We start from the raw sequence: 14178 nt of genomic DNA, 5'->3' as shown, positions 1-14178 counted from the left end.
CGGCGGCTGGAACCCGTTAATTTCTGCCTTGCATACAAAGGCAAAGTATTTTAGTCAACTATTCAAATCGGGAAGCCAGGCAATTGATAACCCCAGCTTTCACCCGCCATTGTGAATATTTGCGGGGGAAACATGAACAGCGGCTTGGCCATGGAAGATGGGGCTTTGGGTGTCGCTGTCTTGGCGCAATCCGGCACCGAGGATCTGCTGGCGCGTCTCTATCAAGGTGGGGTTCGGGTTTCGGTTACGGGCGGCAACCTGCGCTGCACCGGCCCGCGCGCGGTATTGACGGGACCGCTTGGCGCAGAGATCCGCGACCGCAAGCCTGAAATCATCGCATTCCTGACCGCCCGACAAGATGCAGCGCCGATTCCGGCCCTTCATGCGGCCGGCCCACCCCTAAGCGATGCCCAGATGCAGCTATGGGTTGCGGGGCGCATGACCCCGCAGGCCGCCCATCACATCCCCTTCGCCCTTGAGGCCGAGGGGCAGCTGGATATCGATGCGCTAAAATCGGCCTTGTCCGGGGTCATGGGGCGGCATTCCGTCTTGCGGATGCGCATTGCGGAACATGAGGGCATCCCGGTTCAGCATATCGCCACGGATAGCACCGCCCCTGTGTCTTTGCTTGATGTCCTTGGCACGGCGCGATCCGACATCGATGCGCTGATCGAAAAAGAGGCCACCCGCCCCTTTGATCTGGCCATAGAGCCGCCGCTGAGGCTGTGCATCCTGCGGCGCGCTGACGATCGCTTTTTGCTGTTGTTTACGCTTCACCACATTGCGGCGGATGGCGGGTCGGTTGAAATTTTGATGGCAGAATTTGCGGCGCTTTATACCGAGGCGGTTCTGGGCGCACCCGCGGGCCTGCGGGCCTTGCCGGTGCAATTCGGCGATGTGGCCGCGTGGCAGAACTCTGACGAGCAGCGCGACAGGCAAGCGCGTCGTATGGCGTTCTGGAACGATCACTTGGGCAAAGAGTTGCCGGTCACGCGGCTGCCCGTCGATTACCCGCGCCCCGCCCTGCAAAACCACAGTGGCGCGCTGCACCCGCTGGCGTTTGCGCCAAGGCTGGATGCGGATCTGCGGTCGCTGGCCGCCCTGCAAGGCGTCACGCTGCACACATTGTTGTTGTCGGCCTTCAAGGTTCTGATCCACCGCTACACCGGTGAGGTTGATCTGATCCTTGGCACACCTTCTGCCAACCGCAGCCGCCCCGAGACAGAGCCGTTGGTCGGCCTCTTTGTAAATCCGTTGCCGGTCCGCAGCCATATCAGCCCCGTCGCGCCGTTTTCGGATTATCTGGGCGAAATGCACCAAAGGTTGATCAAAGTTATCGATCATCAGGATACCCCGTTCGAGGCATTGGCGAAAACCTTTCAGGCCACCCGTGATCCGGGGGCAAGCCCGCTGTTCCAGCTTAAATTCCAACTGGACCGCGCCCCGCGCAACAGCTTAGCATTACCCGGCCTTACCTTGCACCGTTTGCCACGCAGCGCGGCCTTTGCCCGCCATGACCTGTCGCTTGATCTGGTTGCAGGGGGAACAGATGGCCTTGGCGGGCATATTGAATATGCCACGGCTCTTTTTGCCCCTGAAACCATCGCACAGATCGGTCGCCATTATCTGACCTTGCTGGCGAACATCGTCAAAGCGCCCGACATGCCGATCGCTCGGTTGGGCATGTTGGACGTTGACGACAATCTGAAAATTCAGGGCTGGAACGACACCGACGTGCCGCTGGACCCGACCGAACGCTTTCCCGCGCTGTTTGAACATTTCGCAAAGGCAACGCCGGATGCGGTGGCCGTGGAATACGTCACGAATGATACCCTGCACAGCCTGACCTACGCCGAGCTCAACCGCCGCGCCAATACCTTGGCCCATGCGCTGCGCGATGCAGGGGTTGGGCCGGATACTGTGGTCGGGATTATGCAGGACCGTGGCGTTGATATGGTGGCCTGCTGGCTTGCCGTCTTGAAATCGGGCGGTGCTTATTTGCCGCTGGACCCTGCCTATCCTGCCGACCGCCTGCACTATATGCTGGCGGATGCCGGTGCGAAATTGGTACTCAGCCAAAGCCATCACAGCCTGCCCGATGGTGTCACCCGCTGGGATCTGGATCGCGGCTGGCCAAGCGGGCCAACCGACAACCCCGCCCCCAATTCGGACCCCGACGATCTGGCCTATGTGATCTACACCTCGGGCTCTACCGGCCTGCCGAAAGGTGTCGAGGTGCCGCATGCGGGCTTAGTCAACTTGACCCGCGACAAAATCCGCAAATGTGATGTGCGCACGGGTGACCGTGTCTTTGCGTTTTTCAGCTTTTCTTTTGATGCCTCGATCCCCGATCTGGTGATGGGCATAGGCACCGGCGCAAGGTTGATCCTGACCCCCGCCGAGGATGCATTGCCCGGCGCACGGATGGCAAAGATCCTGCGTGACCGAAAGGCCACCCATCTGACCATCGCCCCCTCTGCCCTATCTGCGTTGCCGCCCGACGACCTGCCCGATCTGCGCATGGTGCTGGTCGGGGGTGAGGCCCCTACGCCAGAGCTGATCCGGCGCTGGGCCCAGAACCGCCTGTTCATCAATGCTTACGGGCCAACGGAATGCACGGTGAATGCCTCTATGGTGGCTTGCGGCAATGGCCACCCCCTTGAGCCGACGTTAAGCGCGCCGGCAAACAAGCAGCTTTATGTGCTCGACGCTGCCTTGCGGAATTTGCCGGTCGGCTGCGCGGGTGAGCTGTGTATCGGCGGCATCGGACTGGCGCGCGGCTATCGGGGGCAACCGGGCAAGACGGCGGCGGCCTTTGTGCCCAATCCGTTTTCCAAAGGCGGGCGGCTGTACCGTTCGGGCGACCGTGCGGTGCGTCTGGCCGACGGGCGCATTCGCATTTTTGGGCGGTTGGATGATCAGGTCAAGATCCGCGGCTACCGGATAGAACCGGATGAGATCGCGCGCCATTGCATCGCGTATCCATCCGTTGAAACCGCAGTCGTCTTGCCCCGCGTCGGGCCGTTGGGCGATATGTGGCTGGTGGCCTATCTGGTGCCAAAGCTTGACGCCGCCGATGAGGGGAATCTGCGGGCGCATCTTGGCCGTTTGCTGCCGCGCTACATGGTGCCGGATGCTATTGTCTGGCTGGATCACTTGCCCTTGACCGCGAACGGCAAGCTGAACGCTGATGCGCTGCCCGAACCCAAAGTCACCGCCCACAAGGGTCGTGCGCCCGCCACGGCAACGGAAATCGCGCTGGCCCGCATTTTTGCGGAACTGCTGAAGATTGACAGCCCCGCCGCCGAGGCGGATTTCTTTGATCTGGGCGGCACGTCGATCATGGCCACGCGCCTGCTGGCACAGATAGAGCAACATTTGGGCATCGCCCTGCGCGCCGCTGATCTGTTTGCGGGGTCGACCATTTCCGCATTGGCTCGCAGGGTTGAGGGCACCGAAGGCGATGAAGCCGTGCTTTGCCCTTGGGAACAAGATCTGACGCTGGATGCCACGATCCGGCCAGCACAAAACATGGCGATGCCTGCGGGCCTTCCGAATTGTGTGATCCTGACGGGCGCCACGGGTTTTGTTGGTGCCCATCTTTTGGCCGCCCTGTTGGAGGATCCGAACCGCCATGTGATCTGTTTGCATCGGTCGGGCGATGTTCGGGCCATCGAAAAGGCGCTGAAGGCACATGGGATTCTTGTGGCGGGCTATGTCAGCCGCATTATCCCGTTGCGCGGGGACCTGTCCCAAGCGGATCTCGGGATGGATCAAGCTGCCTTGGACGGAATGCCGCCCTGTGCCATCCTCCACTGCGGGGCAGAGGTGCATCACATGCGCCCCTATCGCGCCCTGCGGGCCACGAATGTTTGCGGCACCCGCGAGATGCTGCGCCTTGCCTGCCGCTTGAATGCGCCGTTTCATCATATCTCGACCCTAAGCGCCCTGTGCATTGGCCCCAAGCCGGTGGATGAGGCCATCGCCGCAAGCACGTTAGGCGCGCCCGAGGGCGGCTATAACCAAAGCAAATGGGTTGCCGAGCAGTTGGTGATGCAGGCAGGCGCAAGGGGGCTGCCCGTTGCGATTTACCGTCTGGGTTCGGTCGCGGGGCATAGCGAAACGGGGGCTTTCAACGCCAGTGACATGCTGACACGGCAGATGCGTGGCTATCTTGCCTCGGGGGTCGCCCCTGGGGGCAAGGCGCTGATCAATCTTTTGCCCGTTGATCATGTCGCCCGCGCGATCCTGCATCTGGCCAATGCCGCGCAAAGGGGTGGCGCGACATATCACCTGTCTCATTCCGCGCCGGTCTCCTCCGAGCTGCTGTTTGCGGCCTGCGCAGGCCTGGGCCATCCGGTCAAACGCATTCCCCCCCAAGACTGGCAAGCACATCTGGCGGGTATCGCCCGCAATGAGCCCGATCATCCGCTTTATCCCATTGCCGCAATGGGGGGCGCACAAGGGTTTACCGGCGACCGTTGGCCCTATGCCTGCACCGCCACGCGCGCGGTGCTTGATCCGGTTCTGCCCGAGCCTGCGATTTCACCCGAACTGCTGCACCTTTACCTGCGCGCCATTTTGCAGGCCGACACGCCCCCAGACCCCATTTTGCAGGAGAGATCACAATGACCAAGGCAGATTATGACGACTGGGCTTGGCTTTATGACCGCACGCTTGGCCCCGACTATTGCAAAAGCAAACTTGAGGCACTGGACCGGATGATCCTTGGGCATCTGCCCGTGGGCGGGCGTGTGCTTGATTTGTGCTGTGGCACGGGGCAGATGCTGATCCCGATCTATGGGCGCGGGTTTCAGGTCACTGGCCTCGATATCTCGGCAGAAATGCTGAACTACGCCAAGGAAAACGCACCTGTCGCCACCTTGATGCAAGGCGATGCGCGCGATTTTGAGCTGCCGGAACAGGTCGATGGTGTGGTCTGTGCCAGCGCCTCGTTGAACCACATGCGAAACATTGACGAGCTGTCGCAGGTTTTCAAATCCGTGCATAACTCGTTGAAAGAGGGCGGAATTTTCGTCTTTGATATCAACCACCACGCACAGATGGTCCGCCATTGGGTCAACCGCCCTGCGGCGGGTGAAATCGCCGCTGACTATGCGTGGATGATCACGCCCCGCTATGATGCCACCAGCGCAAGCGGCGCGTTTCGCGTTGATATGTACCGCCGCCCGGATCACGCCAAAAAACACGGCACCGCGCTTTTGCGGTTGTTGCTCAACCGTCCGTTCCTGCGCCGGTTCAAGCTGGCCGCGCTTGCAAAATTCGGCATCGATCACCCCGATTGGGATCATCGCGGGGCCGATTATGCCGTCTATGGCCATGATCTGGATGCGGTTTTGCATTGCCTGAAGGGCTGCGGCTTTGACGCCCGTGTTGAAACCATAACCGGCGCGAAAGAGGTGGGCGAAAACACGGCGGCCTATTTTATCTGTCAGCGGCGCGATGACGCCCTTGATCTGGCGGCCGCAGAATGAACGCTCCGAACCACACCGATCTGACCGCCGAGGTTATCGCCTCTTTTTGCGCGCGCACCCCCGCCTCCAAGGCGATGGCGCAAAACAGCCGCCCCCATCTGGCCGACAAAACGGCCTTGTCGATGCCCTTTTCCCCTGCCCTAAAAGAGGCCTATTACCCGATTGTCTCGGACCGCTCCGAGGGCAGCGCGCTGTGGGATATCGACGGCAACCGCTATGTCGATATTCTGATGGGGCTGGGCTGCAATCTGTTCGGGCATAACCCTGCATTTGTCCGCGAGGCGCTGGAACAGCGGTTGCAAGCAGGCATCCAGATCGGCCCGCAATCCGAAATCGCGGGTGAGGCAGCCGAGCGGTTTGCCGCGCTGACAGGGCATGAGCGCGTTGCCTTTTCCACCACCGGCACCGAGGCGGTGATGACGGCCATCCGCATTGCGCGTGCGGCCACAGGGCGGCGCAAAATCGCGGTGTTCACCAATTCCTATCACGGGCATTCCGACACGGCTTTGTTCAAGTCGCAACGGCTGGAATATGTCCGGCGCGGAGCATTGGCACGGGCACAAAGTGGGCCGTTAGCCATGCTAAAACCGCTCTTGCAACGGATGATGTTGACGGGTGCCACGCCGGCGTTTGCGGGCATTCCAAGAACGCAGGCGCGTGACATTATTATGCTGGAATACGGCAACCCCCATGCGCTGGAGATCCTGCGGCGGGCAGGTAAATCACTCGCGGCTGTTCTGGTCGAGCCGGTGCAAAGCCGCGTACCTGATCTGCAACCGCGCGAGTTCCTGCTCGGCTTGCGCGGGGTTTGCGACCAGACCGGCACGGCGTTGATCTTTGATGAGATGATATCAGGGTTTCGCGTGGCACAGGGCGGCGCACAGGAATATTTCGGTGTCAGGGCCGATCTTGCGACCTATGGCAAGATCGCGGGCGGCGGCCTGCCCTTGTCACTGATTGCCGGATCACCGCGTTTCATGGACCGGATCGACGGCGGGCAATGGCAGTTTGGCGATGACAGCACCCCGCAGGTTCCCACCACCCTCTTTGCCGGCACCTATTGTCGCCACCCGCTTGCGCTGACTGCGGCACTGGCTGTGGCCAAACGGTTGCAGGGTGAGGGGCCCATGCTCCAGCAAGGGTTGAACCAGACGACGCGCGGGTTGGTAGAGCGCCTTAATGCGGGGCTTGAGCAACGCGGCCTGTCGGCACGCTTTACGCATTTCGGATCATTTTTCACCATGACAGGGGGTGCCAGCCCGTTGCTATCGCTGATGGCATTGGCTGGCGGTCTTCATATGCGCCCGGGTGACAAGGGCGGGTTCCTCTCGACCGCGCATGACCCCGAGGATCTGGATTTCATTACCACGACCTTCATCCAAAGCATCGACCGCCTTGAAGGGGCCGGTGTGCTGTGACCCATCCAAAGGCAAAATCAGACATGAACGATAAAGTTGAATCCGAACATGCCGTTGTCATAAGCGAGGACGGCCGCCATTCGATTTGGCCAAGCTTTCGCCCGCTGCCATGGGGATGGCGCGAAGAGGGCTATCGCGGCCCTCGTGAGGCCTGCCTTGCACATATCGAACAGGTCTGGACCGATATGCGCCCTGTAAAAGGTGCAGGCAAATGACCGTCGTTCAGGCAATAGCGGCCGAAGACAGCATCGCGGCCGACCAAGGCAGCGGCGCTTTGCATCTTCTGTTGCCGACAAACCTTCCCACTGAAATTACGCTTACCCCCGAGGACCGAGTGGCCATGCGGGATGCCGTGACCCGTTTCCTGACAGTCCTGCAAAGCCAGGACCCTGCTGCGGGTATTGCCGAAATCCTGCAGGGCCTTGCCACGGGTAAACCGTATAAGGCCGTGCCGGTTGGCTCTGTTGGCATCCCTGCACAAGTCTCCGAGGTCGAGGATTTTGACGCCTATTTCAACGTGCGGCGGATTGCCCCCGAACATCCGGCGCACGCTTTGCTTGTCGGGCTGTTGCAAACGTCAGCCGCCGCTTTTGCTCTGGCGGCCAGAGATACACGGATGCCCCGCGATTTGCTGGGGCATCAGGCGAAAGGCTTTGCCGCGTATGCCCGTTTGTTGGGGCGCATCTGCGGGATCGACGGTTTATCATGACCCCACCCCATGCACGCGAAATCTGGCGAGAGTTCCACTGGGCATTCTTTTTGCACACGCAGGGCATGATTTTATGCCTGCGCCGCTTTGCCGGTTGTCTGGAGTGCAACGATTTGAAAGGGGCCGAAACCGAGCTGGAAACCGCCACTACGCTTATGGATGCCTCGGCCGCCGCGATGCAGCTTGCCGGCAGTTTCACGCGTGCGGAATATGAACGCGATATCCGCATCTCGATGACCCCGCCCAATGTGAAATCCGAAGGGTTTAGCGGGCTGATGTCTTGGGAGCATGGCGCCTTGGTCAATCTGTGGCGCAGCCTCCGGCCGCATTTCGCCAATTTGCCCGTAGCATTGCAACCGGCCCACGCGGAATTTGCCGCCGCTTACCGGCGTATGGCTGACGGGCATGTCAAGGTATGTGCGCGTTTCGTGGGGGAGGATGCCATCAGCCTACGCTACGGCGACCGTGATGCCTTGGCCAGTTTGCGCCGGTTTGGCAAAAGCCGTCATGCGCTTATTAACCCCGAGGCCGAACCCGAGGGGACCGACGCATGAGCAAGATCACCGCGGCATATCCGCTTGCCCCCGGGCAGGCAGGCATCCTGTTCCAATCGCTTGGTGATGGTGCCAATGGTGCCTATGTCATCCAGATCGCGCTGGACATCCAAGGCACGCCCGATCTGCAAACCGAGCGCGCAAGCTGGGATGCGCTTGTGGCCCGGCATGATGTGCTGCGCACGGCCTTTGTCTGGAAAGATCGCAAACAACCCTTGCAGGTGGTCGGCAGCCACGCGCGCGCCAAGCTGTCGGTGATCGACCTCGGCGATCTGGACGCCGATGCGCAATCGGCCCGCCTTGATGCGTGGCTGGCCGCGGACCGCAGCGCGGGTTTTGATCTGTCGCATGCACCATTGTTGCGGATTACACGGTTCCAACGGGGTAAGGACCGGCACCGGATTATCGTGACCTTTCATCACGCAATCCTTGACGGGTGGTCTATTCCTTTGCTGCTACAGGACTGGATCGCGCTTTATTCCGGCCAGACATTGCCAACAGCACCGGCCTTTCGCGATTATGTGGCATGGGCGCAATCACAAGACCGGACCGCCGCACAAGAGTTCTGGCACGACCATCTTGCAGGCCACAGCCATCGCGTGCTGCGACTGCCTGCGCCCGATATGCCGCCGACGTCCCCGCGTGGTGATCTGTCGGCCGCGCTGACACATGACGAAACGCGGGCGCTGACGGCCTCGCTTTTGCCCCTTGGGCTGACGATGGCCACGGCCGTTCAGGGCGCTTGGGCGCTGTTGCTGGCCCGTGCGACGGGTGAGGATGACGTGATCTACGGGCTGGCCCGATCTGTGCGGCCGGTGTCGTTGACCTCTGCCGATCGCCGCGTGGGCATGTATCTTAATACCTTGCCGATGCGTGCGCGCATTCCGGCCCAAACCCCTTTGCACCTGTGGTTGGCGGATTTGCAGGCAGCCACGTATGCCCAAGTCAGACATGAGGCATCCACGCTTGCGGATGCGCTTGGCGGTCATGCGCAACATGGGCTGAACACGGCCGTTGTCTTTGAAAACTACCCCCGTGATCCCGCCTTGCTTGGGCGTTTGGACGATTTCTCTGTTCGGCATATCGAGGTTTTTGAACAAACCAGCCTTGATCTGACCCTCTTTGCCGTTCACGAGAACGGGCTTGTCCTGCGCCTGCTTTTTGATGCGCGGACCACGGACGCCGGATTTGCCAAGGGGCTGTTGCAGGATCTGCGCCACATTCTGTGCAAGATGGGGGATACGCCGGCGATGCTTGTGGGCGATATCGCCATCGCCTCGCGCGTGCCCTTGGCTGCCATTCCGGCTAGGCATCCACCCTCCCCAAACGGCCCCGCCCTGCCAGAGGTCGCGGCCATCTGGCGCGCGCTTTTGGAACTGCCGGCCGTTTCCGGCACCGATAATTTCTTTGACCTCGGCGGGGATTCCTTGCTGACCCTCAGCCTGCAAGACCGGATTCGCGTCGCATTGGGGGTCGAGGTCGAGATCCCCGATCTGTTCCGTCATGCGACCCTCTCTGCGCAAAGCGCACATGTGCAACGTCTTTTTGACAATGCCACCCCCGCCCTTCCCCCGCGCAGCAACAACACCGGTCATCGCACACGCCTGCACCACCGGCGCGCATTGTTGAAAGCCAAGGAGCCGACCCAAAATGCCCAGTGAAACCACCCTTGATCTGCCCGAACCAAACGGGTTGGAAATTGCCATCATCGGCATGGCCGGTCGCTTTCCGGGGGCTACGGATATTGAGGCGTTCTGGGCAAACCTGCGCGACGGTGTCGAAAGCATCACGACGCTGGGCGCCGACGCATTGCGCAAGCGCGGTGTGGCGCAAGCCACTTTGGACGCAGAAGATTTCGTGGCGCGCGGTGCGCAGGTCGACGCTTTCGACCAATTCGATCCCGCCTTCTTTGGCTATTCCCCCGCCGAGGCAGAGCTGCTGGACCCGCAACAGCGCATGTTTCTGGAATGTGCATGGCACGCGCTTGAAAACGCGGGCGTTGTACCGGGCGCGCAAGACCAGCCGATCGGCGTCTTTGCCAGTGCGGGGATGAACGGATATTTGCTCAACCTCTTTGGCAATGCAGATCTGCGCCAACGGATAACGCCCTATGAGATTTTTACCGCCAACGACAAGGATTTTCTGGCAACACGTGCGGCATATAAGCTTGATCTGCGCGGGCCGGCTGTCACCGTGCAGACGGCGTGTTCCTCCTCCTTGGTGGCGGTGCATATGGCGGCCCAAAGCCTGATTGCAGGCGAATGCAGCATGGCCTTGGCGGGCGGTGTGGCCTTGTCGCGTCAGGATGGATACCGCGCGCTTGCGGGCAGCATTTTGTCGCCCACCGGCCAGTGCCGCGCCTTTGACGCCACGGCGGATGGCACAGTGACGGGCAACGGCGTTGGTCTTGTCCTGCTCAAACGGCTTGAGGATGCGCTGGCCGAAGGGGACCGGATCGATGCGATTATCAAAGGGTCCGCGATCAATAATGACGGTGCGGGCAAGGCCAGCTTTACCGCCCCTGATGTGGCTGCACAGGCCGATGTGATTGCCGCCGCCCAAGCCGCCGCCGAGGTTCCTGCCGATACCATCACCTATGTCGAGGCGCATGGCACCGGCACGCCCTTGGGGGATCCCGTGGAAATCACCGCCCTGAGCCGTGCCTTTCGTCGTCAGACAGATAAGACCGGATATTGCGCCATCGGCTCGGTCAAAACAAACATCGGCCATCTTGATACCGCGGCGGGCATCGCGGGGCTGATCAAGACGGTGCTTATGCTGCGCGCGGGCAAAATCGCGCCGACCCTGCATTACACATCCCCCAACCCGAAAATCCGGTTGGACGACAGCCCCTTTCACGTGGCAAACAGCCTGCAAGACTGGCAATCAAGTGGCCCCCGCCGCGCAGGGGTCAGCGCATTTGGCATCGGTGGCACCAACGTCCATGTGATCCTTGAGGAAACGCAGGGCACGCCCGCGCAGGTGGACCCCGACACCCCCGTGATCCTGCCTCTCTCGGCCAAAACGCCTGAGGCTTTGGCGCAAAATGTCGCCGTGCTGGCGCGTCATCTTGAGGGCGAAACCGCCCCGCTTGGTGCTGTGGCTCGGACCTTGGCGACGGGGCGGCACCAGTTTCGTTGGCGTCAAGCCGTTGTCGCAAGCAGCAAACCCGATGCAAGCACCCGGCTGCGCGCCCTGACATCCCCCCAAAAGGCCGCGGCCGACGGGCCTATTTTCCCTGTGTTCGTCTTTCCCGGACAGGGCAGTCAATATCCGTTGATGGCGCGCAAATCATACGATGAAATCCCGACCTTCGCGCGTATTCTGGATCAGGCGGATGCCCATCTGGGCGGCACGCTCCTGCCCTTGTTGCGCGATGCCGGTGCAGCCATCCATCAAACTGAAAACGCGCAAATCGCGTTGTTCGTGACCCAATATGCCTATGCGCAGACCATGCGTGAGGGCGGGATACATCCCGCTGCGATGATCGGCCATTCATTGGGCGAACTTACCGCCGCTTGCATCGCGGGGGTGTTTTCATTGCGGGACGGGATAGAGATTGTACGCGAACGTGGTCGCCTGATGCAGGCCGCACAGACCGGTGCCATGCTGGCCGTACTCCACCCTGACCAGCCCCTTGATGCGCTGTTGCTCGACGGTGTCGAGATCGCGGCCCGGAACGGCCCCGGCTTGACCACGGTGACCGGCCCGCATCAGGCAATCGACCAATGCGCCGCCGTTCTTGAGGGCGCGGGGGTGACATGCCGCAGGCTGCAAACCTCGCATGCCTTTCATTCCGCGATGATGGACGAGGCCGCGAAAGGCTTTGGCCGTTTTGTCGCGGGGTTTACCCTGTCTGCCCCGCAGGTCCCTGTCGTTTCGAACCTGACAGGTGATTGGCTAAGTGCAGATAGCGCCACCAATCCGGCCTATTGGGCGCGCCACATGCGTGCGCCGGTGCAATTTGGTGACGGGCTAAAAACACTGGGCCAGCTGGATAACCCTGTTTTCATCGAAACGGGGTCGGGGGGGGCAATGACGTCCCTGCTCAAACAGCAAGGGATCGGCCCGGTGTTGCATGGGTTTACGCAGGAAACCGAAGGGCTGGCGGGCCTGTATTCAACGCTAGCCAATGCATGGGAGCAGGGGGCAGAGCTTGACTGGCAAGCGCTGATGCCCGTCAAACATGCGCCTGTCGCCCTGCCCGGCTATGCGTTTCAACGCCAACGCTATTGGATCGAACCCGACAGCCAGCTCCGGCAGGACAACCTGCCCGGCGAGGCCCGTATCTATGTGCCGGCATGGCAGCGCATAGACCTGCCAGAGCCCAAGCGCGCCGAGCGGCAAAACTGGCTGATCTTTGACGATGGCTCCACTGGCACCGCATTGGCAAACGCGATTGAGCGGACGGGCGATGACGCCTACCGCGTCGTCACCGGCGCCGCGTTCGGCGAGCCGGGGTATCGCTGTTTTGCGCTGGCACCGGACATGGCCGACATCGACCGCCTGCTAGGCCTCTTGGCCGATCGCGGATCACAGCCTGCGCATATTGTCTTTGGCTGGCCCCTGAACGGCAATGATCACGCGCTGCAAACGCTCATTCTGGCCTTGGCCGATTTGGGCAAGGATATCCGCCTGACCTTGCTGACCAAAGGGGCCGCCGATGTGACGGGTGCCGAAATACTGTCACCGGAACAAGCGCGCCTGCACGCTGTGGTGCAGGTCGCAGGGCAGGAACATCCTTGGCTCGGGTGCCGCATTCTTGACCTTGATCCGCAAGAACGCGCAAAGCCCGCAGATCTGGCACCCGCCCTGAAACGGGCGCTGGTGGACCATGATGCGCCGATCCTCGCGCGGCGCGGTGGCCGGTTCTGGAGGCTGTCGCATCAGGTGCAGGAATTGCCCGACGCCATGCCGCTGCGCAAAAACGGGCGCTATGTGGTGCTTGGGCATATTGTCGGCGGGATGGGCCGTGTCTGGGCACAAAAACTGGCCCAGCAGCCGAACCTGCGGGTGGCCTTGATTGATGACAGTAACAGCCTGTCAGAGACGGAAAACACGCTGCATTTGACCGCCGATTGCGCCGATCCGATGGCTGTTGGCGCAGCACTGGATAAGGTTGCCGCGAAATGGGGGGGAATTGACGGTATCTTCCTCAGCTCTTTGTTCAGTGGCGGCGAAACAACAGCCCCTCTGGCGCTGTTGGGGGGCGCGCAACGAGACCGTGCCGCGGCCAGTATCACGGCACCATTGACCGCCTTGGCGACGGCTGTCGCCACGCGCCGCGTCGGGTTTTGCTATGTCCAATCCTCTTTGTCCTCGGTGATCGCCGGTATCGGCCTTGGGGCCTATGCGGCGGCGCATCACCAGCTTGACCTTGCCATCGCAGAGCTGGATCGCAACACCCCGGGCCGTTGGTATGCGACCGGCTGGGATGCGTTGGAGGACGGGGGGGACGGCCCGCGCATGTCCGGCGCGGGTAATGACCATGCGATCTCTGGCGATCAGGTCTGGAAAACCACCTGTGCCGTTCTTGGAGTCGGCCTGTCGGGGAACAGTATCCTGTCGCGCGCAGATGTGGATGCCCGGCGCCAGCAATGGCTTAACATCCGCCCTGCAACCCGCAACGAATCCACCGCCAAAGGCCGCGAACGCCCCGCGCTTGAGACGCCATTTGTCGCGCCAAGATCGCCGCTGGAACATTCTGTTGCCGCCATTTTGCAGGATTTGTTGGGGCTGGACAGGATCGGCGCGGATGACGGGTTTTTTGAACTTGGCGGCCATTCGCTTTTGGCGATCCGGGCCATCGCCCGCCTACGTGAGGAATTCCCCGTAGAGATCGAGATGCGGGAGCTTTTGTTCGACAACCCCAGCACCGCCAGCATCGCCGCCTTGATCGAGGCCAAACTGGCCGGGGACGCCGATCTGCTTGCCCTGCTTGATGAAGTGTCCGGCCTGTCCGAACAGGATCTGCACGACGCGCTAAAGGATAGTGTTTAAGC

8 protein-coding genes are annotated in these 14178 nt (G+C 61.4%); all 8 read left to right on the top strand.

Annotated features, from left to right (window positions below; genetic code table 11):
* The first annotated feature begins 132 nt into the window (after nucleotides 1-132).
* From EOK75_RS08330 to EOK75_RS08295, 8 genes are read left to right on the top strand one after another with little or no spacing between them, the layout of a single operon-like run.
* On the top strand, nucleotides 133-4632 hold the full coding sequence (locus tag EOK75_RS08330; RefSeq protein WP_137193508.1) for a non-ribosomal peptide synthetase: 4500 nt from the start codon (nucleotides 133-135) through the stop codon (nucleotides 4630-4632).
* Nucleotides 4629-5495: a class I SAM-dependent DNA methyltransferase gene (locus tag EOK75_RS08325; protein WP_137193507.1), complete on the top strand. Its 867-nt coding sequence runs from the start codon at nucleotides 4629-4631 to the stop codon at nucleotides 5493-5495. The genes EOK75_RS08330 and EOK75_RS08325 overlap by 4 nt, the downstream gene beginning before the upstream one ends.
* Complete coding sequence (locus tag EOK75_RS08320; protein ID WP_137193506.1) at nucleotides 5492-6913, top strand: aminotransferase class III-fold pyridoxal phosphate-dependent enzyme; 1422 nt, start codon at nucleotides 5492-5494, stop codon at nucleotides 6911-6913. The genes EOK75_RS08325 and EOK75_RS08320 overlap by 4 nt, the downstream gene beginning before the upstream one ends.
* A gap of 23 nt (nucleotides 6914-6936) precedes the next feature.
* Nucleotides 6937-7128: an MbtH family protein gene (locus EOK75_RS08315; RefSeq protein WP_137193505.1), complete on the top strand. Its 192-nt coding sequence runs from the start codon at nucleotides 6937-6939 to the stop codon at nucleotides 7126-7128.
* Nucleotides 7125-7622: a hypothetical protein gene (locus EOK75_RS08310; RefSeq protein ID WP_137193504.1), complete on the top strand. Its 498-nt coding sequence runs from the start codon at nucleotides 7125-7127 to the stop codon at nucleotides 7620-7622. Before EOK75_RS08315 ends, EOK75_RS08310 begins: the two co-directional genes overlap by 4 nt.
* Entirely contained in the window at nucleotides 7619-8176 is a 558-nt protein-coding gene (locus EOK75_RS08305; RefSeq protein WP_137193503.1) for a siderophore biosynthesis protein, read from the top strand. The genes EOK75_RS08310 and EOK75_RS08305 overlap by 4 nt, the downstream gene beginning before the upstream one ends.
* Nucleotides 8173-9837: a condensation domain-containing protein gene (locus EOK75_RS08300; RefSeq protein WP_137193502.1), complete on the top strand. Its 1665-nt coding sequence runs from the start codon at nucleotides 8173-8175 to the stop codon at nucleotides 9835-9837. The genes EOK75_RS08305 and EOK75_RS08300 overlap by 4 nt, the downstream gene beginning before the upstream one ends.
* Nucleotides 9827-14176, top strand: a complete 4350-nt coding sequence (locus tag EOK75_RS08295) for a type I polyketide synthase (protein ID WP_137193501.1) — start codon at nucleotides 9827-9829, stop codon at nucleotides 14174-14176. Before EOK75_RS08300 ends, EOK75_RS08295 begins: the two co-directional genes overlap by 11 nt.
* The last annotated feature ends 2 nt before the right edge of the window (nucleotides 14177-14178 follow it).

This window comes from Pseudorhodobacter turbinis, assembly GCF_005234135.1.
In the GTDB taxonomy this organism is placed as follows: Bacteria; Pseudomonadota; Alphaproteobacteria; order Rhodobacterales; family Rhodobacteraceae; genus Pseudorhodobacter; species Pseudorhodobacter turbinis.
Note: the sequence above shows the minus strand (reverse complement) of the source record. Positions and strands in the feature narration are given on the sequence as shown.

Excerpts from the sequence above, each read along its gene's own strand:
- EOK75_RS08330 (WP_137193508.1), top strand. The coding sequence starts at position 133 with ATGAACAGCGGCTTGGCCATGGAAGATGGGGCTTTGGGTGTCGCTGTC.
- EOK75_RS08325 (WP_137193507.1), top strand. The coding sequence starts at position 4,629 with ATGACCAAGGCAGATTATGACGACTGGGCTTGGCTTTATGACCGCACG.
- EOK75_RS08320 (WP_137193506.1), top strand. The coding sequence starts at position 5,492 with ATGAACGCTCCGAACCACACCGATCTGACCGCCGAGGTTATCGCCTCT.
- EOK75_RS08315 (WP_137193505.1), top strand. The coding sequence starts at position 6,937 with ATGAACGATAAAGTTGAATCCGAACATGCCGTTGTCATAAGCGAGGAC.
- EOK75_RS08310 (WP_137193504.1), top strand. The coding sequence starts at position 7,125 with ATGACCGTCGTTCAGGCAATAGCGGCCGAAGACAGCATCGCGGCCGAC.
- EOK75_RS08305 (WP_137193503.1), top strand. The coding sequence starts at position 7,619 with ATGACCCCACCCCATGCACGCGAAATCTGGCGAGAGTTCCACTGGGCA.
- EOK75_RS08300 (WP_137193502.1), top strand. The coding sequence starts at position 8,173 with ATGAGCAAGATCACCGCGGCATATCCGCTTGCCCCCGGGCAGGCAGGC.
- EOK75_RS08295 (WP_137193501.1), top strand. The coding sequence starts at position 9,827 with ATGCCCAGTGAAACCACCCTTGATCTGCCCGAACCAAACGGGTTGGAA.